This window comes from Sanguibacter keddieii DSM 10542, assembly GCF_000024925.1.
Lineage (GTDB): Bacteria > Actinomycetota > Actinomycetes > Actinomycetales > Cellulomonadaceae > Sanguibacter > Sanguibacter keddieii.
The window spans coordinates 2637981-2664349 of record NC_013521.1; the positions used below are offsets into that span (position 1 = coordinate 2637981).

General features: G+C 72.3%; 22 protein-coding genes. All 22 read right to left on the reverse strand.

Annotated elements, in window-relative coordinates:
• Nucleotides 1–10 precede the first annotated feature (10 nt).
• Entirely contained in the window at nt 11–367 is a 357-nt protein-coding gene (gene rplS, locus SKED_RS11630; RefSeq protein ID WP_012867354.1) for a 50S ribosomal protein L19, read from the reverse strand.
• Between the two features lie 279 nt (nt 368–646).
• A complete protein-coding gene (trmD, locus tag SKED_RS11635) occupies nt 647–1423 on the reverse strand; it encodes a tRNA (guanosine(37)-N1)-methyltransferase TrmD (protein WP_012867355.1) in 777 nt (258 codons plus the stop codon).
• Nucleotides 1424–2068 carry a ribosome maturation factor RimM gene (gene rimM, locus SKED_RS11640; protein WP_012867356.1) on the reverse strand — a complete coding sequence of 215 codons (645 nt, stop codon included), beginning with the start codon at nt 2066–2068 and terminating at the stop codon, nt 1424–1426. It lies immediately after the preceding gene.
• A gap of 110 nt (nt 2069–2178) precedes the next feature.
• Entirely contained in the window at nt 2179–2418 is a 240-nt protein-coding gene (locus tag SKED_RS11645) for an RNA-binding protein (RefSeq protein WP_012867357.1), read from the reverse strand.
• The gene (gene rpsP / locus SKED_RS11650; RefSeq protein WP_012867358.1) at nt 2418–2867 is read right to left on the reverse strand and encodes a 30S ribosomal protein S16; all 450 of its coding nucleotides are present in this window, start codon (nt 2865–2867) and stop codon (nt 2418–2420) included. Before rpsP ends, SKED_RS11645 begins: the two co-directional genes overlap by 1 nt.
• 190 nt (nt 2868–3057) lie before the next feature.
• Nucleotides 3058–4194, reverse strand: coding sequence for an amidohydrolase family protein (locus SKED_RS11655; RefSeq protein ID WP_012867359.1), 1137 nt, complete (start codon nt 4192–4194; stop codon nt 3058–3060).
• Nucleotides 4195–4207: 13 nt separating this feature from the next.
• Nucleotides 4208–5791: a signal recognition particle protein gene (ffh, locus tag SKED_RS11660; protein ID WP_012867360.1), complete on the reverse strand. Its 1584-nt coding sequence runs from the start codon at nt 5789–5791 to the stop codon at nt 4208–4210.
• 39 nt (nt 5792–5830) lie between these two features.
• Nucleotides 5831–7753, reverse strand: a complete 1923-nt coding sequence (locus tag SKED_RS11665) for a [protein-PII] uridylyltransferase (protein WP_012867361.1) — start codon at nt 7751–7753, stop codon at nt 5831–5833.
• 143 nt (nt 7754–7896) lie between these two features.
• Complete coding sequence (locus tag SKED_RS11670; RefSeq protein ID WP_012867362.1) at nt 7897–8235, reverse strand: P-II family nitrogen regulator; 339 nt, start codon at nt 8233–8235, stop codon at nt 7897–7899.
• Complete coding sequence (locus tag SKED_RS11675) at nt 8232–9542, reverse strand: ammonium transporter (RefSeq protein WP_042438013.1); 1311 nt, start codon at nt 9540–9542, stop codon at nt 8232–8234. Before SKED_RS11675 ends, SKED_RS11670 begins: the two co-directional genes overlap by 4 nt.
• 180 nt (nt 9543–9722) lie before the next feature.
• A complete protein-coding gene (gene ftsY / locus SKED_RS11680; protein ID WP_012867364.1) occupies nt 9723–10940 on the reverse strand; it encodes a signal recognition particle-docking protein FtsY in 1218 nt (405 codons plus the stop codon).
• 71 nt (nt 10941–11011) lie between these two features.
• A complete protein-coding gene (locus SKED_RS11685; protein ID WP_143755722.1) occupies nt 11012–11371 on the reverse strand; it encodes a hypothetical protein in 360 nt (119 codons plus the stop codon).
• 110 nt (nt 11372–11481) lie between these two features.
• The gene (gene smc, locus SKED_RS11690) at nt 11482–15123 is read right to left on the reverse strand and encodes a chromosome segregation protein SMC (RefSeq protein ID WP_012867366.1); all 3642 of its coding nucleotides are present in this window, start codon (nt 15121–15123) and stop codon (nt 11482–11484) included.
• A 124-nt stretch (nt 15124–15247) separates the two neighbouring features.
• On the reverse strand, nt 15248–15685 hold the full coding sequence (gene ndk / locus SKED_RS11695; protein ID WP_012867367.1) for a nucleoside-diphosphate kinase: 438 nt from the start codon (nt 15683–15685) through the stop codon (nt 15248–15250).
• 79 nt (nt 15686–15764) lie between these two features.
• Nucleotides 15765–16232 carry a DUF4233 domain-containing protein gene (locus tag SKED_RS11700; RefSeq protein WP_245534560.1) on the reverse strand — a complete coding sequence of 156 codons (468 nt, stop codon included), beginning with the start codon at nt 16230–16232 and terminating at the stop codon, nt 15765–15767.
• 5 nt (nt 16233–16237) lie between these two features.
• Nucleotides 16238–17956 carry an MDR family MFS transporter gene (locus SKED_RS11705; RefSeq protein ID WP_012867369.1) on the reverse strand — a complete coding sequence of 573 codons (1719 nt, stop codon included), beginning with the start codon at nt 17954–17956 and terminating at the stop codon, nt 16238–16240.
• Between the two features lie 14 nt (nt 17957–17970).
• Nucleotides 17971–18612, reverse strand: a complete 642-nt coding sequence (locus SKED_RS11710) for a TetR/AcrR family transcriptional regulator (protein ID WP_012867370.1) — start codon at nt 18610–18612, stop codon at nt 17971–17973.
• A gap of 115 nt (nt 18613–18727) precedes the next feature.
• A complete protein-coding gene (dhaM, locus tag SKED_RS11715; RefSeq protein ID WP_012867371.1) occupies nt 18728–19423 on the reverse strand; it encodes a dihydroxyacetone kinase phosphoryl donor subunit DhaM in 696 nt (231 codons plus the stop codon).
• The gene (dhaL, locus tag SKED_RS11720; RefSeq protein ID WP_042439137.1) at nt 19420–20127 is read right to left on the reverse strand and encodes a dihydroxyacetone kinase subunit DhaL; all 708 of its coding nucleotides are present in this window, start codon (nt 20125–20127) and stop codon (nt 19420–19422) included. Before dhaL ends, dhaM begins: the two co-directional genes overlap by 4 nt.
• 153 nt (nt 20128–20280) lie before the next feature.
• Nucleotides 20281–21276, reverse strand: coding sequence for a dihydroxyacetone kinase subunit DhaK (gene dhaK / locus SKED_RS11725; RefSeq protein ID WP_012867373.1), 996 nt, complete (start codon nt 21274–21276; stop codon nt 20281–20283).
• Between the two features lie 160 nt (nt 21277–21436).
• A complete protein-coding gene (locus SKED_RS11730; protein ID WP_012867374.1) occupies nt 21437–22837 on the reverse strand; it encodes a bifunctional folylpolyglutamate synthase/dihydrofolate synthase in 1401 nt (466 codons plus the stop codon).
• On the reverse strand, nt 22834–26202 hold the full coding sequence (gene ileS / locus SKED_RS11735; RefSeq protein WP_012867375.1) for an isoleucine--tRNA ligase: 3369 nt from the start codon (nt 26200–26202) through the stop codon (nt 22834–22836). Before ileS ends, SKED_RS11730 begins: the two co-directional genes overlap by 4 nt.
• Between the last annotated feature and the right edge of the window lie 167 nt (nt 26203–26369).

The following is a 26369-nucleotide window of genomic DNA, read 5'->3' on the forward strand; positions in this document are numbered from 1 at the left end:
CACGACACGATCACTTGGAGACGAAGTCGCGCTTCTCCTTGATCTTCGCCTTCTTGCCGCGCAGCTTGCGGAGGTAGTACAGCTTGGCGCGACGGACGTCACCGCGGGTGATGACCTCGACCGACTCGATCGACGGTGCGTTGGCGGGGAACGTGCGCTCCACCCCGACACCGAAGCTGATCTTGCGGACGGTGAAGGTCTCGCGGACGCCGCCGCCGACGCGGGCGATGACGACACCCTGGAACGCCTGGACACGCGAGCGCGTGCCCTCGACGACCTTGACGTTGACCTTGACGGTGTCACCGGCGCGGAAGGCCGGGATGTCGGACCGCAGCGATGCTGCGTCGACGCTGTCGAGCGTGTTCATGTTCTCTCCCCGTCCTGCCACAGGTCAGGTACGTCTCGTGGGTGCGGTCGCACGCGGCGTCCGCCCCCATGGTGATGAGTGGATGTGGTGCCTCACCGGTCGCAGGTCCGGCATCCCGTGAGAGCGTGCCGTGCGACGATCGATCAGAGCAGTGAAACAGCCGAGTTGGACGCCCCTGTGGCAGTGTCCGGTCCGGCGTGCACCAAGGGATGATTCTGCCACAGTCGGACCGCCGCGCACTACCCGCCCTGCGCGCGTGCCTGCGGGGGTGTCTGACCCTCAGCCCTGGCGGAGGTGCCCGTCGTCGCCCGCCGCCCAGCCGTGACCGGCGAGCAGAGCTCGGTCGGCCTTGTCGAGCACGCTCGGGTCGAGCGCCTCGACCATGTCGGGGCGACGCTCGAGCGTGCGCTCGAGCGCACGGTCACGTCGCCACCGGGCGATCTTGGCGTGGTGCCCGGAGAGCAGGACCTCGGGGACGTCGAGCCCCTCCCAGGTCGGCGGCTTGGTGTACACGGGGTACTCCAGCAGCCCCGCCTCGCCGTGCGACTCCTCGACGAGGGACTCGGGGTTGCCGATGACCCCGGGCAGCAGACGGGCCACGGCCTCGATCATCACGAGCGAGGCGACCTCACCGCCGTTGAGGACGTAGTCGCCGATCGAGAGCTCGCGGACCGTGCCTCCCGCAGCACGGTGGTGCTCGGCGACCCGGGCGTCGATGCCCTCGTAGCGGCCGCACGCGAACACCAGCTGCGGCTCGAGGGCGAGCGACTCGGCGACGCGCTGGGTGAAGGTCTCCCCCGACGGCGTCGGCACGACGAGCGTGGCCTCGGGCGTGAGGACGTCGGCCAGGGCCGTGCCCCAGACGTCGGGGCGCATGACCATGCCGGCCCCGCCGCCGAACGGCGTGTCGTCGACCGTCCGGTGGCGGTCCGTGGCCCAGGCCCGGAGGTCGTGCACGGTGAGCTCGAGCAGCCCGGACTGCACCGCCTTGCCCACGAGCGAGAGCTCGAGCGGCGCGAGGTAGTCGGGGAAGATCGAGACGACGTCGATACGCACTCAGCGACCACCCTCGGTCGGGTCGTCCTGCGGCTCGTCCGAGACGGCTCCGGCCTCGGCAGCCTCGGCGGCGTCGGCAGCGGCAGCGGCAGCGGCAGCGGCAGCCGAGCCCTCCTCGGGCGTGGCGACCTCGAGGTTCACGGCGTCCCGGGCGAGCAGCCCGCCGGGCGGGTCGAGCACGACGCGCCCCCCGGCGACGTCGACGACCGGGACCATGACGCGGACGAAGGGCACCAGGGTCCGGGTGCCGTCGGTCTCGCGGACGACGAGCATGTCGTAGGCGGGCAGGTGGTCGAGCCCGACGACCTCGCCGACGACTGTCCCGTCCTGGAGCTCGGCGCGCAGGCCGGCCAGCTCGTGGGGGTACCAGGCGTCCTCCTCGTCGGAGGCGTCGACGTCGACCACGAGCTCGATGCCACGGGCCTGCTCGGCTGCGGTGCGGTCCCCGAGCTCGGCGAAGGCGACGTGCCACCGGCCGTTCTGGATGCGCGTCGACACGACCGTGAGCGGTCCTGCGGAGGCCGGGACGGTGCGCAGCACCTGCCCGTCGGCCAGACGGGCCTCGGGGTCGTCGGTGCGGAGGTCGAGCGCGACCTCTCCGCGCAACCCGTGCGCCCGCCCGATCGTGGCGACTGTCAGTTCCATCCCTGCTCCTCCATCACGCCCCGCGGCGCGGGGCTCCAGACGCACCGAGGCCCGGCTCACCAGTGGTGGCCGGGCCTCGGTCTTCAGACTTTCCTGACCGCCTGGGGCGGTCAGCGACGATCTACGTCGACGACGTCTACGCGCACCGGGGAGTCCCCGGCGAGCGCGCCGATGACGGTCCGCAGCGCGCGAGCGGTGCGTCCACCTCGGCCGATCACCCGTCCGAGGTCGTCGGGATGAACCCGGACCTCGAGGAGCTCGCCACGGCGCAGGGCCTTGGCGTTCACCTGCACGTCATCGGGGTTGTCCACGATTCCGCGCACCAGGTGCTCGAGAGCATCGGCGAGCATCAGGCCTGCTCCTCCGCGGGGGCGTCAGCCTCCGGGGTGGCGTCGGCAGCTGCGGCGGCAGCCTTGGCTGCCTTCGCCTCGGAGGCCTTGGCCTTCGACTTCTCGGCGTCGGCAGCAGCAGCGGCGACAGCCTCTGCGACAGACTCGGCCGACGGCTTCTGCTTGGTGCGGAGGGTTCCCTCTGCGCCGGGCAGGCCCTTGAACTTCTGCCAGTCACCGGTGACCTTGAGGAGCGCGAGCACCTGCTCGGTCGGCTGAGCGCCGACTCCGAGCCAGTACTGGGCGCGCTCCGACGTGATCTCGATGAGCGACGGCTCCTCGGTCGGGTGGTACTTGCCGATCTCCTCGATCGCGCGACCGTCACGCTTGGTGCGCGAGTCGGCGACGACGATACGGTAGTACGGAGCCCGGATCTTGCCGAGGCGCTTGAGACGAATCTTGGTGGCCACTGTGGTGGTCTCTCCTGGTTCTGAAGGTGGTGGACTGCTCACCGCTCCGGCGGGGTGCGGGTGATGAGCTGGTCCGAGACACGACACTGTCCGGAGAGAGGGGCCGGGCATGCCGAGTACGGAGGTGATTATGCCAGACGTGCGAGCGTGCCCGCCACCTCCGGGCACCGCGGACCTGGCGTCGGTCGCGTCACCCTGCAGCCCGCGTCCCGGGTGCCACCAGCGCACCCCGCAGCACGACCGCTGCGGGTGCCGCGAGCACCCCGACGTCGGTCCGCGGGTCTGCGGGGTACACGACGAGGTCTGCCGACGGCGCGGCGAGCACCTCCGGCACCCCGAGGTAGGTACGGGTCCGCCAGCTCGCGGCGGCCACGACGTCACGGGCAGGCACACCGGCACGGACCATCTCGGCGCACTCTTGCGCCACCAGGCCGTGGCCGAGGGTGCCGCCTGCGTCGGTGCCCACGAGCAGCCGGACGCCCGCCTCGTGCAGCGCGGCGACGTGCTCGTAGCGCCTCGAGTGCATCCTGCGCATCCGTGCCGCGTAGACCGGGAACCTCGCGTCCCCCTGCGCCGCGATCTCCTCGAAGCGCGCCACCTGGAGCAGCGTGGGCGTGACGGCGACCCCGCGCCGGACGACCTCGGCGACCTGGTCGTCGGTGAGCCCGGTCCCGTGCTCGAGGCAGTCGACGCCGGCGGCGAGCAGGTCGTCGACGGCCTCGGTCGAGAAGGTGTGGGCGGTGACACGGGCGCCGCGACCGTGCGCGACGGCGACGGCCTCGGCGAGCAGGTCGGCGGGCCAGAGCGGGGTGAGGTCGCCGACCTCGCGGTCGATCCAGTCGGCCACGAGCTTGACCCAGCCGTCCCCGCGGTCGGCCTCCTGCGCGACGGCGGCGGGCAGGTCGACGACGTCGTCGAGCTCGCGGCCGTAGCCGCGCAGGTACCGCTTGGGACGGGCCAGGTGGTGCCCGGCACGGAGGAGCCGGGGCAGGTCGTCCCGCTCGTCGACCCAGCGGGTGTCCGCGGGCGACCCGGCGTCGCGCACGAGGAGGACGCCTGAGTCGCGGTCGGCGACGGCCTGGGCCTCCGCCTCGTCGCGGCCGACCGCCCCGTGCGGGCCGAGGCCGACGTGGCAGTGCACGTCGACCAGCCCGGGGAGGGCGACGCCGTCCAGGCGGACGGTCTCGTCCCGGCCGCCGTGCGGGCGCTCGAGCGTCAGACGTCCGTCGACCACCCAGGCGTCGCCGACCTCGTGGTCGTCCCCGAGCACCACCGTCCCGTGCAGGTGGAGCGTGGGACGCGCGGTCTGGTCGGTCCGGTCGTCCACAGCGGCAGACCGGTCAGCGACCGAGGAACTTGTCGAGGCCCGGGGGCAGCTCGAGCGGAGCCTCGTCGGCCGGCTTGCCGACGCCGAAGGCAGAGCCCGACGGTGCGGCCGGACCGCTGGTGAGGCCCTGCTGCTCGGCGACACGCTTCGCGGGGTTGCCCGAGCGGCCCTTCTTGTTCTTCTTGGCGGGGGCCTGCTGGCGTCCGCGCTGCTTCTTGCCGCCCATGCCCGGCAGGTTGCCCATGCCCGGCATCCCCGGCATGCCGCCGCCGCGGCTCATCTGCTTCATCATCTTCTGCGCGCCGGCGAACCGGTCGAGCAGCTGGTTGACGTCCGTCGTCGTGACGCCGGAGCCCTTGGCGATGCGCGACCGGCGGGACCCGTTGATGATCTTGGGGTTCTCGCGCTCGGCGGGGGTCATCGAGCGGACGATGGCCTCGACGCGGTCGACCTCGCGCTCGTCGAAGTTGTCGAGCGCCTCCCGCATCTGGCCCATGCCCGGGAGCATCCCGAGCATCTTCTTCATGGAGCCCATGTTGCGCATCTGCTGCATCTGGACGAGGAAGTCGGCGAGGGTGAAGTCCTTGCCCGACGCCAGCTTGTCGGCCATGTCCTGGGCCTGGTCGGCGTCGAAGGCCTTCTCGGCCTGCTCGATGAGGGTGAGCACGTCACCCATGTCGAGGATGCGCGAGGCCATGCGGTCGGGGTGGAACACCTCGAAGTCGGTGAGCTTCTCACCGGTCGACGCGAAGAGGATCGGCTGCCCGGTGACCCGCGCGACCGAGAGCGCCGCGCCACCACGGGCGTCGCCGTCGAGCTTGGAGAGCACGACACCGGTGAAGCTCACGCCCTCGGCGAAGGCCTGCGCCGTGGCGACGGCGTCCTGGCCGATCATGGCGTCGATGACGAAGAGGATCTCGTCGGGGCTCGTGGCGTCGCGGATGTCCGCGGCCTGCTGCATGAGCTCGGCGTCGACGCCGAGGCGACCGGCGGTGTCGATGATCACGACGTCGTGCTGACGGGACCGAGCGGTCTCGACACCGGCGCGAGCGACGGTGACCGGGTCCCCCGTCGACACGCCCGACTGACCCTCGGCGCCCTGGTTGCCCGCGTCGGGGGCGTAGACGGGGACGCCGGCGCGCTCGCCGACGACCTTGAGCTGCGTGACGGCGTTCGGACGCTGGAGGTCGGCCGCGACGAGCAGCGGGGTGTGCCCCTGCTGCCGCAGGTTGAGCGCCAGCTTGCCGGCGAGCGTCGTCTTACCAGCACCCTGGAGTCCCGCGAGCATGATGACCGTCGGCGGGTTCTTGGCGAGGTTGAGCCCACGGCTCTCCCCGCCGAGGATCGCGACGAGCTCCTCGTTGACGATCTTGACGACCTGCTGGGCGGGGTTGAGCGCCCCAGAGACCTCGGCGGAGAGCGCGCGCTCTCGCACGGTGCCGGTGAACTCCCGGACGACGGGGACGGCGACGTCCGCGTCGAGGAGGGCACGGCGGATCTCGCGGACCGTGGCGTCGATGTCGGCCTCGGACAGGCGCCCCTTGGTCCGCAGGTTCTTGAACGTCGACGTCAGTCGATCTGACAGGGTGGCGAACACCGTTGCAATCCTCACCGTTCGCTGGAAGTGGCTGAAGGGTCAGACTACCGGGTGATCGTCGCCCCCTGCTGCACCCTCGACGGCCGCGGCGGGCGGGCGGTCACCGGTCTGGGCACCGTCGTCCGGGACGCCGAGCGCCTGCGCGGCGCGTCGGTAGAGGTCGTCCACGAGCCGCGCACGCCAGGTGGTCCAGCCGTTGGGGCCGAGCGAGGAGGAGTCCGCCTCGGTCAGCGCGCGGAGCACCTCGAGGAGGTCGCCGCGGTGGTCGACGGCCTCGAGGAGCTCGGTCACGGTGCCCGGGTCGTCGGGGTCGCTGCTCACGGCGAGCCGGGAGAGCGTGAGGTGCTGGGCGACCATGCGCTGGACGTCGGACACCACGCCCTCGTCGAAGCCCATGCGCCCGACGACGTCGGGCACGAGGCGGGCGCCGGCCGTCGAGTGGTCCTCGCCACCCGCCCGCTTGCCGATGTCGTGGAGCAGCGCCGAGAGCAGCAGCACGTCGGGCAGGGCGACGTTCTTGCGCCACCCACGGGCACGCGCGACGACCTCGATGAGGTGCCGGTCGACGGTGTGCCGGTGGACCGCCGCCCGCTGGGGACGGTTGCGCACGCCGACCCACTCGGGGATCCACGACGTGACGACACCGGCACGGTCGAGCGCCTCCCACACGGGCACCTGGGCGGCACCCGAGCCGAGCAGCGTGAGCAGCGACGCGCGGGCCTGCCGAGGCCAGGGCCGTGGCAGCGGAGGGCACTGGGCGAGGCTCGACGCCGACACCGGCGAGAGCGCCAGCCCGGTCCGGGCGGCCGTCGCGGCGGCCCGCAGCGCGAGCAGCGGGTCGGCGGTCGGCACTGCGTCGACGGCGAGCACGAGCTCGCCGTCGTGCTCGACGAGCCCGTCGCCGACGGACCGCAGGCGCGGTGCTGCCCTGCGACCTCGGACGAGGAAGGGCCGCGTGACGAGCGGCCGCTGCAGCGCCTGGCGCGCGCGGCGGAGTGTCGTGTCGAGGCCGTAGGAGATCTCGCGCCCGGCGTCGGCGAGGCTCGCGAGGAAGTCGTCGGGGTCGGCGTACCCGCAGAGCACGGCGACCTCGTCGAGGTCGGCCAGCCCCAGCCGGTTCGTGTGCCGCCGGGTGGTGAGCTGGAGCGCGTCGCGGGCGTCGAGCAGGTGCGAGTACGCACGGTCGACGGCGCCGTGCGGACGGTCGGTGAGCCACGTCGCGGCGAGGGCGGTGAGGATGACCGCGTCCCGGATGCCGCCGCGCGCCTCCTTGAGGTCTGGCTCGATGAGGTAGGCCAGCTCACCGTGCCTGCTGGCACGGGCCTTCGTCGACGCGACCAGCTCGGGCAGGCGTCGTCTGGCTGCCGCCCGCCAGTCCTCGAGGACGGCCGACGACGCGCGGTGGGCGACGACGGTGTCCCCGGCGATCGGCCGGACGTCGAGCATGCCCATCGCGGCGGGGAGGTCCTTCGAGGCGATCTGCCGGCACTGGGCCAGCGTGCGCACCGAGTGGTCGAGCTCGAGGCTCGCGTCCCAGATCGGGTACCAGAGACCTTCGGCGAGGCGCTGGACGGCCTCGGCGGAGTGGGAGCGCCCGTCGTGCACGAGCACGAGGTCGAGGTCCGAGACCGGACCGAGGTCGCCGCGTCCGAGGCTCCCGACGGCGGCGAGGGCGATCCCTGCGGTGTCGGTCCCGACGGTGGCCGTGTCCCAGAGCTCGCGGAGCCGGGTGCTGGCGAGGTCGACCAGCGCCGCCCTGCGGCCCCGGCCCTGCTCGGCGGGGACCGGGCGGAGCGCCGCGGTCATCGTCTCGGTGGCTGCGGTGCCACGGGCGGGTCCCGCTCCCGGGCCGGTCGGCCCGCTGAGGGAGGCCGCGAGGTCGATCATCTCGGACCTGAGGTCCCGCACCCCGGCGGGGTGCGGGACCTCAGGTGAGCGCTGCGGGCCGGGCTGGTTCGACATGGTGCTCCTCGTCCAGCCGTGCCGGGCAGGGTGGGGATCGCCCGACGCCGCCGTGCTGCTGCGTCTCGTGGTGGTGCGGGAGGTGCTGCGTCGGCCCGGTCCGTGGACCGGGCCGACGCAGTGGGCCGGCTCGCGCCGGGCTGCTAGAGAGCCGTGGCCCCGTGCTCCCCGGTGCGGACGCGGGCGACGTCGTCGACCGGGACGGTCCAGACCTTGCCGTCTCCGATCTTGCCGGTCTGCGCCGCCTGGACGATCACGCCGGTGACGACCGGTGCGTCGTCGTCCTCGACGAGGACCTCGATGCGGACCTTGGGGACCAGGTCGACCGTGTACTCGGCCCCGCGGTAGACCTCGGTGTGGCCCTTCTGACGGCCGTAGCCGCTGGCCTCGCTGACGGTCATGCCGCGGACGCCTGCTGCCTCGAGCGCCGACTTCACGTCGTCGAGACGGTGGGGCTGGATGATTCCGGTGACGAGCTTCATGACCTGACCTCCTTGATGACCCGGCCGCCGCCGAGGGTCTCGTATGCCGACTCTCCGTGGACCGCGAGGTCGATGCCGCCGACCTCCTGGTCTTCCGTGATGCGCCAGCCGAGCGTGGACCTGATGGCCAGCCCGATGACGAGGGTGACGACACCTGAGAAGATGACTGCCGCGAGTGCGACGACGACCTGGATGACGAGCAGCTTGCCACCGTCACCGTAGAACAGACCACCCTCGGTCGCGAGGAAGCCGATGCCGATGGTGCCGACGAGACCACCGACGAGGTGGACGCCGACGACGTCGAGCGAGTCGTCGTAGCCGAAGCGGTACTTGAGGCCGACGGCCAGGGCGCAGAGCGCACCGGCGACTGCGCCGAGGATGATCGCGCCGACCGGGCTGAGCGCTCCGGCAGCCGGGGTGATCGCGACCAGACCGGCGACGATGCCCGAGGCGGCACCGAGCGAGGTGGCGTGGCCGTCACGGATCTTCTCGGTGAGGAGCCAGCCGAGGATCGCTGCGGCGGCTGCCGAGGTCGTGTTGACCCAGGCGAGACCGGCGGTCTCGTTGGCGCCGAAGGCGGACCCGGCGTTGAACCCGAACCAGCCGAACCAGAGGAGCGCCGCGCCGAGCATGACGAAGGGCAGGTTGTGCGGGCGCATCGGCTCCTTGCCGAAGCCCTTGCGGGCACCGATGAGGAGGACGAGGACGAGCCCGGCGACACCGGCGTTGATGTGGACCACGGTGCCACCGGCGAAGTCGACCGGTGCGACCGTGGCCGCGCCGTCGGTCACCCCGAAGATCATGGCCGCGAGGCCGTCCTCAGAGCCGCTGAGGAATCCGCCGCCCCACACCATGTGGGCGAGCGGGAAGTAGGCGAGGGTCACCCAGATCGCGGTGAAGACGAGCCAGCTGCCGTACTTCACGCGGTCCGCGATGGCGCCGCTGATGAGCGCCGTCGTGATGATCGCGAAGGTCACCTGGAAGGCGACGTCGACGACCTGCGGGTAGTTGCCGAGGCCGCTGACGACCGCCGCACCCGTCTCGTCGAAGATCGTGCCGGACAGGCCGAACTGGTCGAAGGGGTTGCCGATGATGCCACCCACGTCGCTGCCGTAGGACATCGACCAGCCCCAGAGGACGTAGACGACGCCGATGACGCCCATCGCACCGAACGACATCATCATCATGTTGAGGACGGACTTCGCGCGGACCATGCCGCCGTAGAAGAAGGCCAGCCCTGGCGTCATGAGGAGCACGAGAGATGCTGAGACCAGCATCCACGCAGTTGCTCCGGTATCCCATTCCATCGGATCATCTCCCATCCCAGCCCGGCGGCCGGTCAACGACAACTGTCGAGGCCTGCCGTTTCGGGGAGCGCGCCCGGGCGTTACGGGGAGGTGACAGGAACGCCCCGCACGTAAACATCGTGTTTCGTGCGGGGCGTCCGGGCCGGACGGGGACCGTCCGAGGGGTGGGTCAGGTGAGTCTCAGCCCTGGAGCAGGCCGTCGACGAACTCCTCCGGGTCGAAGGGCGCGAGGTCGTCGGGCCCCTCCCCCAGGCCGACGAGCTTGACCGGCACGCCGAGCTCGCGCTGGACTGCCACGACGATGCCGCCCTTGGCGGTCCCGTCGAGCTTGGTGAGCACGATCCCGGTGACACCGGCGACCTCGGCGAACACGCGAGCCTGGTTGAGGCCGTTCTGCCCCGTCGTCGCGTCGAGGACGAGGAGCACCTCGGACAGCGGCGCCTCCTTGGTGATCACGCGGGAGATCTTGCCGAGCTCGTCCATGAGGCCGGCCTTGTTCTGCAGGCGCCCCGCCGTGTCGACGAGGACGACGTCGACGCCGCGCTCCTTGCCGGCGCGCACCGCGTCGAAGGCGACGGCTGCGGGGTCTGCCCCGTCCTTGAAGGACCGGATGGTCTCGACGCCGACGCGCGCGCCCCAGGTGGTCAGCTGGTCGGCCGCCGCCGCGCGGAAGGTGTCGGCGGCACCGAGGACCACCTGGTTGCCGTCGGCGACGAGGACCCGGGTGAGCTTGCCGACCGTGGTGGTCTTGCCGGTCCCGTTGACCCCGACGACGAGCACGACGGCCGGGACCTTGGTGCCGTCGGTCGTGGTCGCGGTGGTGCTCAGGCTGCGGTCGAGCGTGGGGTCGACCAGGGTGACGAGCGCGCCGCGGAGCATGGCACGGACGCCCGCCGCGTCCTTGACGCCCTGCACGCGGACCTGGGTGCGCAGGTCGTCGATGAGCTCGCCCGCCGGGCCGGCTCCCATGTCGGCGAGCAGGAGGGTCTCCTCGAGCTCGTCCCAGTCGTCCTCGGTGAGGTGGTCCCGCGAGAGCACCGCGAGCAGACGCGTGCCGAGCGGCGATCCTGACCTGGCGAGGCGCTCGCGCAGCCGCACGAGCCGTCCGGCCGGCGGCTCGGGCACGTCGACGAGGACCTCGGGCTCGGCGGTCGGTGCGACAGGACCGGCAGGGTGGTCGAGGGTGTCCGGGCGGTCCTGCCCCGGGAGGGTGTCGACCGCTCCTGCGGCGGCGGGGTCCTCGTCGAGGTCAGCGTGCCCGTCAGCGCCGTCGATCTCCGGACGGCGGTCGGCTGGCGGGAGGGTCTTGGAGCGACGGGACGCCGAGACGCCGACGAAGCCGAGGCCTGCGAGGAGGAGGACGGCGAGTGTTATCCAGAGTGGCAGAAGATCGTTCACCCGAGCAGTCTCTCAGGTGGCGCGGCCCGTGGGCACCCGCAGCGCCGCGAGGCGGCGGACGAGCGTCGTGGTCAGCGGCGCTCGGTCTTCGGTCGGACGCGCTGGATGATCTGCTGGATCTCGTCGGCGTCGAGGTAGGCACGCTCTTCCGTACGGGTGGCCTCGAAGAACTCCTCGACGGTCGTGCTGGACTCGCTGTCGAGGTCGAGCACGTCGCGGCGCGGTCCCCGGTCGCGGCGCCAGGTGGTGAGCGAGCGCGCCCCGGCACGCGCGTCGGCGACGAGCCGACCGAGGACGGCGCGGGGGCTGCGGTCCGTGGGCGCGGTCTCCTCGCGGGCGTCGGACTCGTCGGCGGCGATCATGCCGGCGGCGACGAGCACGGCAGCGGCGATGATGATCGCGACCAGGAGCCAGAGGTACACATTCATCATGACCCAGTCATACCATTCCACAGGCCCGCGACCCGGACGTCGGGACCGGGCCGAGGGTGAGTCGGGCGATCCACACCCAACCTCTACACCGCGCCCTCGGCGCGCACCCCTCACCGCTCGACGGGCTCCCGGATCCGCTGGCTGATGACGGTGGTCACACCGTCCCCGCGCATCGTCACCCCGTAGAGGGCGTCCGCGATCTCCATCGTGCGCTTCTGGTGCGTGATGACGATCAGCTGGCTGTCGCGCTGGAGCTCGACGAAGATCTCGAGCAGCCGTCCCAGGTTCGTGTCGTCGAGCGCCGCCTCGACCTCGTCCATGACGTAGAAGGGGCTCGGGCGCGCCTTGAAGATCGACACGAGCAGCGCGACCGCCGTGAGGGAGCGCTCACCGCCCGAGAGCAGGGACAGCCGCTTGACCTTCTTGCCGGCCGGTCGCGCCTCGACCTCGATGCCGGTGGTGAGCATGTCCGTCGGGTCGGTGAGGACCAGGCGCCCCTCGCCGCCGGGGAACAGCCGGGGGAAGACCTCGTCGAACTGGGCGCTCGTGTCCTCGAAGGCCTCGGTGAAGACCCGCTCGACCCGCTCGTCGATCTCGCGGACGATCTCGAGGAGGTCGGCGCGAGACCGCTTCAGGTCGGCCAGCTGCTCCGTGAGGAAGGTGTGCCGCTCCTCGAGGGCCGCGAACTCCTCGAGGGCGAGCGGGTTGACCCGGCCCAGCCGTGCCATGGCACGCTCGGCGGACTGCAGCCGCTTCTCCTGCTCCGCCCGGACGTACGGGCGGCCGACCGGCTCGTCGTCGGCGGGCTGCCCGGGACGGTCGTCGCCCTCCCCCGCTCCGTGGTCCGCGCGCTGCTGCGCCGCGACCTCTGCGTCGACCACCAGCCGGTGCGGACCGAACTCCTCGACCAGCACGTCCGGGTCGGTGCCGAGCTCGTCGACCGCACGCTGGCGCAGCGCCTCGACCCGCGCCTGCTGCTGGGCACGTGCCACCTCGTCGCGGTGCGCGACGTCGGTGATCGACCGCAGCTCTTCGGCGAGCGCGTCCTGACGCTGCCGGGCGCGCACCACCTCCGCGTCCCGCGCCCCGCGGTCTGCCTCCGCCTCGTCCCGGCGCACGGTGGCGAGGCCGATCGAGACGTCGCAGTACCGCGCCGCCGACGCCGCACCGTCGCGGACCGCCTCGGCGACCACCACCTGGCGCCTCCGTGCGACCTCGCGGCGCTCGGCCTGGTCACGGGCCTCCCGCTCGGCGCGAGCCGCCCGCTCGAGCGACTGGGCGCGTCCCGAGAGCGCACGGGCGCGCTCCTCGCTCGTGCGCAGGGCCAGCCGGGCCTCGGTCTCCGCCGCGCGTGCCTGCGCAGCGTCGTCGGCAGCACCGTCTCGTGCCCGGGTGGCGTCCTCGATCGCGTCCTCGGTGTCCTGGGGGTCGGCCTCGGCCGCGTCGAGCCGGGCGACCAGCTCCACGAGCTGTGCCTCGTCGTCGGCGAGGGTCCGGGTGGCCGCGTCGATCCGCTCCTGCGTCCGGACGGCCTCCGCGGCGGCCGACCGGGCTGCCGCGCCGAGCTGCCCGAGGCGCTCGGCGACCGCAGAGTGCGCAGCGTCCGAGGCGTGCAGCCGGTCGAGCGCGGCGTCGGCACGCTCCTGGGCAGACTGCACCGCACGCTCGACCGTCTCCCGCCGGCGGTCCGCGTCCGCGCCACGACGCTGGGCGTCCGCTGCGGCAGCACGCGCCTCGTCGAGCGCAGCCTGCAGGTGCAGCACGCTCGGTGCCGCGGCAGACCCTCCCCAGGCCCGGTCGGAGGACAGCAGGTCACCGGCACGGGTCACCACCGTCCACCCCGGGTGGGCCTCGACCACGCGACGGGCCTGCACGAGGTCGTCGACCACGATCGTCCGGTCCAGCACGCCGACCAGGCCCGCGCCGAGACCACGCCCGGCCGAGACCACCGAGGACGCGACGACCGCGCCGTCCGGGAGGTCCGCAGGAGGTGTCAGAGGTGCGGCTGACACAGCGGTGCCCGTCTGCGGGGCCTGGTCCGGCGCACCGAGCACGATGCTCGCGCGCCCGGCGTCCTCGGTCCGCAGGTAGCGCAGCACCTCGACGGCCGCGCCCACCGACTCGACCGCCACCGCGTCGGCCAGCGGACCGAGGGCCGCCACGACCGCGTCGGCGTAGCCCGTCTCGACGGTCAGCAGCGCCGCGACCGAGCCCACGACACCGTCGAGGGTGCCCGCCCCGAGCACGGCGCCTGCGCCGTCCTTGCGGGTGAGGCTGAGGTCGAGGGTCTCGCTCCGCGCGGACCAGGTGGAGTGGTCCTGCGCTGCCTGCCTCGACTCCGCCTCGAGCTCGCGCAGCGCGTGCAGGGCACCCTCGAGCGCCTCGACCGCCTCCTCGTGCGCGGCGTCCAGCCCTTCCTGGCCCTGCTCGACGTCCATCACCTCGGACTCGAGGTCCTCGAGCTCGCTGCTCGCTCCGCTCTGACGGGTCGAGGCCTCGGCCAGCGAGTCCTCGAGCCGGTCGATCTCGGCGCGTGTCGCGTCCACCCGCGACTGCTTCGCCGCCACCTGCCCGGCGAGGCGAGCGACCCCCTCGCGGCGGTCTGCCGCGCCCCGCACCAGGGTCGCGAGCTCCCGCTCACGGAGCGCGACCTCTGCCTCTGCCTCTGCGCGGCGCTCGGTGCTCCGGGCCAGGGCAGCCTCGTGCCCGGCGACCTCGGCGACGAGCTCGTCCTCGGTGTCCCGCGCGCGCTCGGCCTGCGCCTCCAGCTCCTCCGGGTCCTGGCCACGGCGGTGCTCGACCGGGGCGCTCAGCAGACGCACCCGCTCGGCGGCCAGCGACCGCGTCGACTCGAGCCGGTCCCGCGCGGACCCGAGGGCGTACCAGGTGGCACTCGCAGCGGCGGCGGCCGGGCCCGCCGCAGCGAGCCCGGCCTCGGCCTCGCGCAACGACGTGCGGGCCACCTCGAGGGCGGCCTCTGCCTCGGCCTGCCGAGCACGCAGGGCGCTCTCGTCCGCGAGCTCCTGCTCGAGCGAGGCCGTGAGCTGGGCGAGGTCGTCGGCGAGCAGCCTCGACCTCGCGTCGCGGAGGTCCGCCTGGACCACCGCGGCGCGACGGGCCGCCTCGGCCTGCCGCCCGAGAGGGCCGAGCTGGCGCCGGATCTCGGCGGTGAGGTCGGTGAGCCTCAGCAGGTTGCCCTGCATGGCGTCGAGCTTGCGGAGCGCCTTCTCCTTGCGCTTGCGGTGCTTGAGGACTCCCGCCGCCTCCTCGATGAAGCCGCGCCTCTCCTCCGGGGTCGCGCGCAGCACGGCGTCGAGCTGTCCCTGCCCCACGATCACGTGCATCTCGCGCCCCAGACCCGAGTCCGAGAGCAGGTCCTGGATGTCGAGGAGCCGGCACGACGACCCGTTGATCGCGTACTCCGAGCCGCCGTTGCGGAACAACGTCCGGCTGATCGTCACCTCGGCGTACTCGATGGGCAGCGCCCCGTCGCTGTTGTCGATCGTCAGCGACACCTCGGCACGGCCGAGCGGGGGCCGGCCCGACGTGCCGGCGAAGATCACGTCCTCCATCTTGCCGCCGCGCAACGTCTTGGCGCCCTGCTCCCCCATCACCCAGGCGAGGGCGTCGACGACGTTCGACTTTCCCGAGCCGTTCGGGCCGACGACGCAGGTCACGCCGGGCTCGAGGTTCAGCGTCGTCGCGGAGGCGAACGACTTGAACCCGCGCAGGGTGAGGGTCTTGAGGTGCACGGACCCGAGACTAGTACGCGCCGCCTGGTCCGCACGGCCCGCACGGCCTGCATGGCCTGTGCCGACGAGCGCGGGCCCGCCCACCAGACGGTGGACGGGCCCGCGGGCTGCTCAGGGCGGGGGGTCAGGCTGCCGGGAACCAGAGGGCGATCTCACGCGCGGCGGACTCCTCGGAGTCCGAGCCGTGCACGAGGTTCTGGGTGACCTTGAGGCCCCAGTCGCGGCCGAGGTCGCCGCGGACCGTGCCCGGGGCGGCCGCGGTCGGGTCGGTCGCGCCGGCGAGCGAGCGGAAGCCAGGGATCACGCCGTGGCCCTCGGCGACGACGGCCAGCACGGGTCCGGAGAGCATGAACTCGACGAGCGGCTCGAAGAAGGGCTTGCCCTGGTGCTCGGCGTAGTGCTCCTCGAGGAGCTCGCGCGACGGCGTCACGAGCTGGACGGCCGCGAGCGTGTAGCCCTTGGCCTCGATGCGGCGGAGGATCTCGCCGGACAGACCCCGACGGACACCGTCGGGCTTGACGAGGACGAGCGTGCGGGAGACAGCAGGTGCGTTCGTGGTCATGCCGACACCCTATCGTCGGTGGTCGTCCTGTCCGCTGTCGTCGCCCGCCGGTGCTGCACCGGTGGCACCTCTCGTGCTGTCAGGCGACGTTCGGCGCCTCGTCCGGGTGGGCGGCGTCGTACTCGGCGCGCTCCCGGTCGATCTTGGCACCGAGCCACAGCGAGACGGCCCACAGCGCGATGAAGACGACGGCCACCGGGATCATCAGCGGGATGGCGATGCCGATCGCGAGCACCGGGACCTGGACGACCGAGCCGGCCACGTAGCCACCCGGGACCGTGACGGTGCGCGAGAGGATCATGAGCACCAGCGCGAGGACACCACCGATGATCCACACGGTGAGCGCCGGGACGTCGAGGAGCTTCGAGGCCGTGAGCGTGGCGAAGAGCACCACGAAGGCCTCGAGCACGAGCATGGTCCCGGCGAACTGCGGCTTGGCCGCCTTCTTGCGGACGATCTTGGGGGCGCTGGGCTGATGCGCAGCAGCCCCCTCCCCTCCGGGCGTGCCGGACGGGTCGGGGGCTGCTGGCGACGAAGATGAGCTCACCTGAGTCAGGATACCGACGGTCGCGTGCCCTGTGGGTCGTCGGCCGGGTGCGCGTCGGTGTCGAGCACCACGGTCTCGCTCTCGGAGAGCGCGGGGGCCCGGTCGGCGGCTGCCGCGGCAGCGGGCGCCCCTCCACCGGCCACGGCCTCGCCGCGGGCGACCATGCCGGCCTCGGTCGAGAGCGTGACCTCCTTGAGGAACAGCGTGAGCAGGAACCCGATCACCAGCAGCGGCACGAGGTACCAGAAGGCCGGGGCGAGGGAGTCGGCGAAGGCGTCGATGACCCCCTGCTTGAGGGGTTCGGGCAGAGCGGCGACAGCCTCGGGCGTGACGCCGGTCGGGTCGAGCTGCGCGGCCTGCTCGGGCGGCACGGACCCGGCGACCTCGGTGAGGTTGCTCGTGAGGCGCCCCGTGAAGATGGTCGAGAAGACGGCGACGCCGACGGCTGCGCCGATCTCGCGGAAGAAGTTGTTCGAGCTCGTCGCGGTACCGATCTCCTTCGGGTCGACCGCGTTCTGCACGGCCAGCACGATGGTCTGCATCACGAGGCCGAGGCCGGCGCCGAGCACGAAGAGCATGAGACCGAAGACGACCATCGAGGTCTCGCCGGAGATCTGGGTGAGCGAGACGAGCCCGATCGTGGCGATCGCCATGCCGGCCACCGGGTACTTCTTGTACCGGCCGGTCTTGGTGATGAGGACTCCGGAGGTGATGGCGGTGAGCATCAGCCCGGCCATCATCGGCAGCATGAGGAACCCGGAGGCCGTGACGCCCACGCCTGCGGACATCTGGAGGAAGGTCGGCAGGAAGCTCAGGGCGGCGAACATGCCCATGCCGATGACCAGGCCGACGCTCGTGGAGATGGTGAAGGTCGGGTTCTTGAAGAGGTGCAGCGGGATGAGGGGCTCCTCGGCGCGGTGCTCGACGATGATGAAGAGCGCCGTCGACGCGGCGAAGGTGAGGGCGAGCGCGAGCAGACCGGCGTGCGACCAGTCGTAGCTGCTCTGCCCGCTCCAGCTCTGCCAGCTCGTGACGAGCACGAGGCTCGACGTGGCGAGCACCATGAAGAGGATGCCGAGCACGTCGACCTTCTTGCCCGAGCGGTGGGTCGGGAGCCGCAGGGTCCGCCAGGCGACGATCATCGCGGCGAGGCCGATCGGGATGTTGATCCAGAAGCACCAGCGCCAGTTGGCGTGGTCGGTGAAGAGCCCGCCGAGCAGCGGGCCGATGACGGCGGAGATGCCGAAGAGGGCACCCATGGGGCCCATGTACTTGCCGCGCTCCCGGGCGGGGACGATGTCGGCGATGATCGCCTGCGACAGGATCATGAGGCCACCTCCGCCGAGCCCCTGGACGCCGCGCCAGGCGACCAGCTCGCCGAAGCTCTGCGCGAAGCCCGCTCCTGCGGAGGCGACGGTGAAGAGGCCGATCGCGATGATGAAGGGCCAGCGTCGGCCCCACATGTCGCCGAACTTGCCGTAGAGCGGCATGACGATGGCGATGGCGAGGATGTAGGCCGTCATGAGCCAGCCCTGGTGCTCGACGCCGTTGAGCTCGCCGACGATCGTCGGCATCGCGGTGCCGAGGATGGACTGGTCGAGCGAGGACATGAACATCGAGGCGAGCAGCGCGCCGAAGATCGTCCAGACGGTGCGCTGGTCCAGGACCACGAGCGGCGCGTCGGCCGCTGCGGAGGACGGGGTGGAGGGTGGTGCGGAGGCCATGGTGAACCTGATCTCTAGGCGGGGGACGAGGTGTGCGCGTCGGGCGCGGGCGCGACCAGCGTCCGGAGCTCGGCGGTGACGTCAGGGAGGTGGCTGGACGGGAGGCCGGCACTGCCGGCGATCTCCCACCGGGCGAGGGTGGAGCGCACCACGAGGAGGACCAACGAGCTGATCATCTTCTCGGTGGCGCCCGGGGTCTCGGCGCCGGTCCTGCGGGCGGCGAGACCTGCGAGCTCTTCGGTGCGCTCCTCGAACCAGGCGAGCTGGCGGACGAGCAGCGCCGGCTCGCGCTGCGACAGCTCCATGACCAGGGCCATGCGGTCGAGGTCGATCGGCGCGCTGTCGAGCATGGAGCCGACGACGGCCGCGCAGTCGTCGAGGAGGTCGCCCGTCGGGCCGCCCCCGGCGAAGACCTCGGCGGTCTCGCCGGAGAGCGGCGTCTCCTGGATCCCCAGGACGGCGTCGACCTTCGAGGCGAAGTAGTTGAAGAAGGTGCGGGGCGAGACCCCGACCTCGTCGCAGATCATCTCGACGGTGACGGCGTCGAGGCCGAGCCGGGACACGAGGTCGTGAGACGCGGAGACGAGCGCCTCGCGGCGCGCCGCCTTCTTGCGCTCGCGCAGTCCGGGACCGGGGTCGGGAGGAGGAGTGGGCACGGCGAGACGTTACATCGGCTGCACTTTTGCAGTCAATGCATAAATCTTCGGGCGGGGGTGGCGTCGGTCACGTGGCGGGGATGCTGCCCCGTCGAGCGACCCGGTGCGGCGCTGCTCAGACCTCGCCGAACCCGCCCTCGATCGCGGTCGCCACGGCGTCGAGCGCCTCCTCGGCAGCAGGCCCGGTCGCGCTGAGGACGAGGCCCTGTCCCCCGGTGGCGCCGAGCTTCATGATCTCCAGGACGCTCGCGCCGTTGGCCCCGTTGATGGTGACCGCGGCGTCGAGCCCCGCGATGAGCCGCGCGAGGACGGCGGCGGGTCGCGCGTGCAGGCCGAGCGGGTTGCGCACCACGACCGTGCGCTGCGAGAGGTCGCCGGCGTCGTCGACGGGCGAGTGCGGCGGGCGGGGCTCGCGCACCGCGAAGGTGGTGCCTGCGTGCTCGGCGGAGTCGAGCACCTCGGCGACGGTCCCGCCGCCGTGGGCGGTCACCGCTGCGGCGACCGCTCCCTCGACGAACGGTGCGTCGGCGAGCACGACCGAGCCGGGTCCCTCGTCGAGCACCTCGAGGACCGAGTCGACCGTGAGGATCGCCGAGCCCAGGTCGGCGAGCACCACGACACCACCGGCGGCGGCGAGCCCGGTGCTGACGGCCTCGAGGACCCGGTCGTAGCTCGTGCCGAGCCCGCCGGTGTCGGTGCCCCCGGCGGCGACGATCTGCACGCCGGGCGCCATCTGCGCGGCGAGCTCCGCGACGCCCTCGGCGAGCTGGCGCGAGTGCGAGACGAGGACCAGGGCGACGCGGGCGCTCATGCCTCGTCTCCCGTCACAGGCACGTCGGCCGGTCTGCCGGTCGTGCTGTCGGGCGTGCTCTCGGACGCGGTGCCGACCGCGGCGTCGACCGCGGCCTGGAGGATCAGGGCTGACGACGCGGCGCCCGGGTCCTCGTGCCCGATGCTGCGCTCTCCGAGGTAGGACGCGCGTCCCTTGGTCGCCACGAGGGACGACGTCTGGCTCGCGCCCACGGACGCCGCGCGGGCGGCGGCCTGCAGGACCTCGACCGGGGACGCGCCGGCGTCCGCCGCGTCGACCGCCGCGTCGACGGCGGGACCCCAGGCGTCGACCATCGTCTTCTCGCCGGGTGCGGCCTTGCCGCGTGCCGTGATGCCCTCGAGCGCCCCCTCGAGGAGCGCGACGACGGCGTGCGCGTCGAGGGTGGCGAGCCCGCTGACCTTCGCGGCCCGGAGGAAGGCCGTCCCGTAGAGCGGTCCCGACGCCCCGCCGACGGACGACATGAGGGTCGTCGCGACCGTCCTGAGCACGTCCGAGACGAGCTCGGGGTGCTGGTCGGCCGCGTCGACCTTGGCCACGACCGCCTGGAAGCCGCGGTTGAGGTTCTCCCCGTGGTCGCCGTCGCCGATCTGACGGTCCAGCTCGACGAGCTCGTCCCGGGCTGCCGCGATCGCTGCTGCGCTCTCGCGCGCCCACCGCTGTGCCCACGCCACGTCCAGGGTCATGCCAACCTCACGCTCTCTCTCGACTGCTCCGGTGCCGACCTGGGGTCGCACCTGGTGGTGCTGGTCCGTCTCGTCCTGCGCGCGGGCCACCGACGCACTGCCGGTCACCTGCGACTCACCTGCTCCTCGCGCACCTGCTCGACGTCGTACGGCTCACCAGTGCAGCGCTGCGGTCCGCACAGGGGCGTCCCACAGGTGGGTGAGCTCGTCGTCGAGCCGGAGCACCGTCACCGACGCGCCCTGCATCTCGAGGGACGTGACGTAGCTCCCGACGAGAGACCGTGCGACCGTGACGCCTCGTGCCTCGAGGAGCCGGCGAGCCTGACGATAGACCACGTAGAGCTCGGACTGCGGGGTGCCGCCCATTCCGTTAACGAACAGCAACACGGGCTCCCCCGGCTGCAGGTCGAGGTCGTCGACCACGGGCTCGAGGAGCATCTGCGCGATCTCGTCGGCGGGGGCGGCGGGGATGCGGTGCCGCCCGGGCTCCCCGTGGATGCCGATGCCGATCTCGACCTCGTCGTCCGCGAGGTCGAAGCTCGGGCGGCCGACGTGCGGGACGGTGGGGGCGGCGAGCGCGACACCCATCGACCGGACCTGCGAGCAGACGCGCGCCGCGACGGCCGTCACGGTGTCGAGGTCGTCGCCACGGGCCGCGCTGGCCCCGGCGATCTTCTCGACGACGAGCGTGCCGGCGACCCCTCGGCGACCCGCCGTGTACAGGGAGTCCTCGACCGCGACGTCGTCGGTCACCACGACGGTCCGCACCGTCGTCCCCTCGTCCTCGGCGAGCTCGACGGCGGTCTCGAAGTTGAGGACGTCGCCCGTGTAGTTCTTGACGATCGCGAGCACACCCCGACCGCTGTCTGCGGCGGTCAGGGCGGGCTGGATCTGGTCAGGGGTCGGGGAGGTGAACACGGCGCCGGGGACGGCCGCCGTGAGCATCCCCTCGCCGACGAAGCCGGCGTGCAGGGGCTCGTGGCCCGCTCCCCCGCCCGAGACCAGGCCGACCTGGCCCTCGACGGCGCCACCCTTGCGGAGGACGAGCAGGGGGTCGGTGCGGACCTCGACGATGTCGTCGTGGGCCCACCCGAACCCTTCGACCGATTCCGCGACGACGTTCTCCGGGTCGTTGATGAGCTTCTTCACGGCACTGCTCCTCGTCGCGCAAGTGGTGGACCTGTCAACAGCATTCAAGCACCGACGGTGCGAGCACGCGCCGTGCGGGCCAGAACGTCACCTGGTCGTCACCCCACGACGAGCCGGGCCCTCACCCTGTGCGGTGCGAGCCCGGCCCTGACGACCCGCCTCAGGCGAGCCCGAGGAGCGTCCGCGCCTCGGCCGCGAGGATCACGGACCCGGTGACGAGCACGCCGGTCCCCGTGCCGACACCGATGAGGTCCTCGCTCTCGGCGCGGCCGGCAGCGACGTCGATCGCCTCGTCGAGCCGGCCGGCCGACCGGACGCGGTCCTCTCCGAAGATGTCGACGGCGATCTCCTCGAGGTCGTCGACGTCGTGCGAGCGCACGGAGCTCGACTGGGTGACCACGACCTCGGCGAGCACGGGCTCGAGGAGGGACAGGATCGTCTCGGCGTCCTTGTCGGCGAGGATGCCGACGACCCCGACGAGACGCGTGAAGTCGAAGGACTCCTCGATGGCGTCGACGAGCGCGCGAGCGCCTGCGGCGTTGTGCGCGGCGTCGACGAGGATCGTCGGGCTGCGGCGCACGACCTCGAGCCGCCCGGGCGAGTCGACGCCTTGGAAGGCCGCGCCGACCACGTCGCCGTCGAGGGCTCCGCCGCCCGAGACCAGGGCCTCGGTCGCGGTGAGCGCGAGCAGCGCGTTGTGCGCCTGGTGCGCGCCGTACACGGGCATGAAGATCTCCGTGTAGAGACCGGCCGGGGTGCGCAGGCTCATCAGCTGACCTCCGACGGCGGCGAAGCGCTCGGCCACCTCGATGTCCGTGCCCTCGCGGACGACGTGCGCCCCGCGCGCGGCGGCGATCTCGACGATGACGTCCTCGGCGATCGGGTCCTGCTGGGCGAGCACGAGGGTCGCACCGTCCTTGACGATGCCGGCCTTCTGCGCGGCGATCTCCTCGACGGTGTCCCCGAGCCACTGCTGGTGGTCGAGCGCCACGGGCGTGATGATCGCGATCTCCGCGTCGACCACGTTCGTGGAGTCCCAGCGGCCACCGAGCCCGACCTCGATGATCGCGACGTCGACGGGGGCGTCGGCGAAGGCCGCGAAGGCCATCACCGTGAGCACCTCGAAGAAGGACAGCCGCGGGCCGCCGGCGGCCTGCGACGAGGTGTCGACCATCTCGACGTAGGGCGCGACGTCCTTCCACACCTCGATGAAGCGCTCGGCGCTGATGGGCTCGCCGTCGATCGCGATGCGCTCCGTCACCGAGGTGAGGTGCGGGCTCGTGAACCGTCCCGTGCGCAGGCCGTGCTCACGCACGAGCCGCTCGGTCATGCGCGCCGTCGACGTCTTGCCGTTGGTCCCGGTGAGGTGGATGGTGCGGAAGGCCTTCTGCGGGTCGCCGAGCAGCTCGCAGACCTGCGCGACGCGGTCGAGCGTCGGGTCGATGTCGTGCTCGGGGGCTCGCGAGATGATGCTGCGGTAGACCGAGTCGAGCTCGGCCCTGACCTCGGCCGGGACCTCGGGCCCGGTCGGGCGGCGGCGGCCGTTCTGGCGGGTGCTCATGCGGGCTGGTCTCCTGTCGAGGGCACTGCTGGGGCGACCGCGACGCGGCGCTCCTCGTCGGCCGACGTCTCGACCGTGATCTCGACCGCGAGCGTCTCCTTGGCGATGAGCTCGCGGTGCGCGGCGACGGCGTCGAGCCGGTCCGCGGGCACCTCGAGGGTCAGGTGGATGCGGTCTCCGACGGTGAGGTCGGCGGCCTTGCGGGCGTCCTGCACGTCACGGACGACGTCGCGGGCGTAGCCCTCGGCGAGGAGCGCGTCGTCGAGCGCGAGGTCGAGGACGACGAACCCGCCGGTCGGGAGCACGGCTGCGGCGACCGTCGACGGGGCGTCGGAGTCGGTGCCGACGACCGTGACGAGGTCGTACTCGCCCGCGACGAGCGGGACGTCGCCGTCGGCCGTCGTGACGACCACCTCGTCGCCGTCCAGGCGCCACGCGCCGGACTTGGCGGCCTTGATGGCCGCCTGGACGCCCTTGCCGAGGCGAGGGCCGGCGGCGCGGGCGTTGACGTTGAGACGCTGGGAGATGCCGAAGCTCTCGGCCGCCCCCTCGTCGAGCGGACGCAGGTCGACGGCCTTGACGTTGAGCTCCCCGGCGAGCAGCTCGCGGTACGGGGCCAGGGCCGCGGGGTCGTCGACCACGACGGTGAGGGTCGCGAGGGGCTGGCGCACCCGCAGCTGGTTGGCCTTGCGCAGGCCGAGGCTCAGCGAGACCACCGAGCGGACGCGGTCCATCGACGCGACGAGCGCGTCGTCGGCGACGAGCACCTGACCGTGCTCGGTGCGCTCGCCCGACGGGTCGACCAGCGTCGGCCAGTCGGTGAGGTGCACCGAGCGTCCGCCGGTGAGCCCGCGCCACACCTCTTCGGTGAGCAGCGGGGCCAGCGGCGCCATGACGCGGGAGAGCGTCTCGAGCGCGGTCCACAGGGTGTTGAACGCGTCGGCGTCCTCGCCCCAGAACCTGTCGCGCTGGGTCCGGACGTACCAGTTGGTGAGCACGTCGAGGTACTGGCGCACCGACTCGCAGGCGCCCGAGACGTCGAAGGCGTCGAGCTGGGCCTGGACGTCGGTGACGAGGTTGCCGGTGAGGGCGAGCAGGTAGCGGTCCATGTCGACCAGGCCTGCGACCTCGTCGGGCTCGACGCGGCGTGCCGAGAGACCCTCGCCGCCGTCCGCGGCTCCCGCGTACAGCGTGAAGAAGTAGTACGTGCTCCACACCGGCAGCAGCACCTGGCGGACCGAGTCGCGGATGCCCTCCTCGGTGACCACGAGGTTGCCGCCGCGCAGGATCGGCGAGCTCATGAGGAACCAGCGCATGGCGTCCGAGCCGTCGCGGTCGAGGACCTCGGAGACGTCGGGGTAGTTGCGCAGCGACTTGCTCATCTTGCGGCCGTCGGACCCCAGCACGATGCCGTGCGAGACGGCGTTGCGGAAGGCCGGACGGTCGAAGAGCGCGGTCGCCAGGACGTGCAGCGTGTAGAACCAGCCGCGCGTCTGCCCGATGTACTCGACGATGAAGTCACCCGGGTAGTGGTGCTCGAACCACTCGGTGTTCTCGAAGGGGTAGTGCACCTGCGCGAAAGGCATCGAGCCGGAGTCGAACCACACGTCGAGCACGTCGGGGATGCGACGCATCGTCGACGCCCCCGTCGGGTCGTCCGGGTTGGGCCGGGTGAGCTCGTCGATGTACGGGCGGTGCAGGTCGGTGACCGGCACGCCGAAGTCCGCCTCGAGCTCGGCGAGCGAGCCGTAGACGTCGGTGCGCGGGTACGCGGGGTCGTCCGAGACCCACACGGGGATGGGCGTGCCCCAGTAGCGGTTACGGGAGATCGACCAGTCGCGGGCGTTCGCGAGCCACTTGCCGAACTGCCCGTCCTGGATGTGGTCCGGGGTCCAGGTGATGTCCTGGTTGAGCTCGACCATGCGGTCGCGAAACTCGGTGACGCGCACGAACCAGCTGGAGACCGCCTTGTAGATCAGCGGGTTCCGGCAGCGCCAGCAGTGCGGGTAGGAGTGCTGGTACGTCTCGTGGCGCAGCACGACGGCGCGGCTGACGGCGTCGGTGCGGGCGAGCGGCCCGGTGCCGTCCTTGAGGTCCTTGATCACGTGCGGGTTCGCGTCGAACACCTGCTGGCCCGCGTACTCGGGGACCTGCGTGGTGAAGCGGCCACGCCCGTCGACGGGCACCACGGTCTGGATGCCCGCGTCGAGGCAGACCGCCATGTCGTCCTCGCCGAAGGCCGGGGCGAGGTGCACGAGGCCGGTGCCGTCGTCGACCGTCACGAAGTCGGCCGCGAGGATCTGGTGCGCGTGCGGGTTCTCCGCGTCGTCGGCGAAGTGGTCGAAGGCCGGGACGTAGCGGGTGCCGGCGAGCTCGGAGCCCTTGACGGTGCGGAGCACGTGGGCCGACGGGTCATCGCCCAGGTCGAGCTCCTTGGCGTACGCGCCGAGGCGAGCAGCACCGAGGACCACCTCGTCACCCGCGAGGACCGAGCCCTCGCCCGGACGCACCACGACGTAGTCGACGTCCGGTCCGACAGCCACGGCGAGGTTGGACGGGAGGGTCCAGGGGGTCGTGGTCCAGATGACGAGGCGCTGCGCGGTGGGCGCACAATCGGCGTCGAGCAGGCGCAGCGCGACGGTCAGCGCCGGGTCCTGGCGCGACTGGTAGACGTCGTCGTCCATGCGGAGCTCGTGGTTGGACAGCGGGGTCTCGTCGCGCCAGCAGTAGGGCAGCACCCGGTAGCCCTCGTAGGCGAGGCCCTTGGTGTGCAGCTGCTTGAAGGCCCAGATGACGGACTCCATGAAGGTGACGTCGAGGGTCTTGTAGTCCTTGTCGAAGTCGACCCAGCGCGCCTGACGCGTGACGTACTGCTTCCACTCCTCCGAGTACTTCATCACCGAGGTGCGGCACGCCTCGTTGAAGACGTCGATGCCCATGGCCTCGATCTGGCTCTTGTCGGTGATCCCGAGGATCCGCTCCGCCTCGAGCTCGGCCGGCAGACCGTGCGTGTCCCAGCCGAAGCGGCGCTCGACCCGCTCGCCGCGCATGGTGCGGTAGCGCGGGACGACGTCCTTGGCGTACCCGGTGAGCAGGTGGCCGTAGTGGGGCAGGCCGTTGGCGAAGGGCGGGCCGTCGTAGAAGACGAACTCGTTGTCGCCGTCGGCGCCGGCGGGCCGGGCGTCGATCGAGGCCTGGAAGGTGCCGTCCTGCTTCCAGTACGCGAGGACCTGCTCCTCGAGCGCGGGGAGGTTCGGCGACGCCGGCACCCCCGACTGCTCGGGGCGGTGCTGCGGGTACGACGACGGACGAGGCGCTGTGGTGGTTGCGTCGTCAGTGCCGTTGGTGTCCGGGTGGCTCGACATGGCGGGGCTCCTGGGTGGTCCGGGTGTTCACGTGCCGTGCGAGGACGACAGCGCGCGTGCGCGCGAGCCGCGGTACCACCCCGCTTGCCGCCCTCGGAGGACGACCGCTCTTCCGGCGCCCCTGCGGGGCGACCACCGTGCTGGCTGTGACGGGCCGTCCCCGTCCG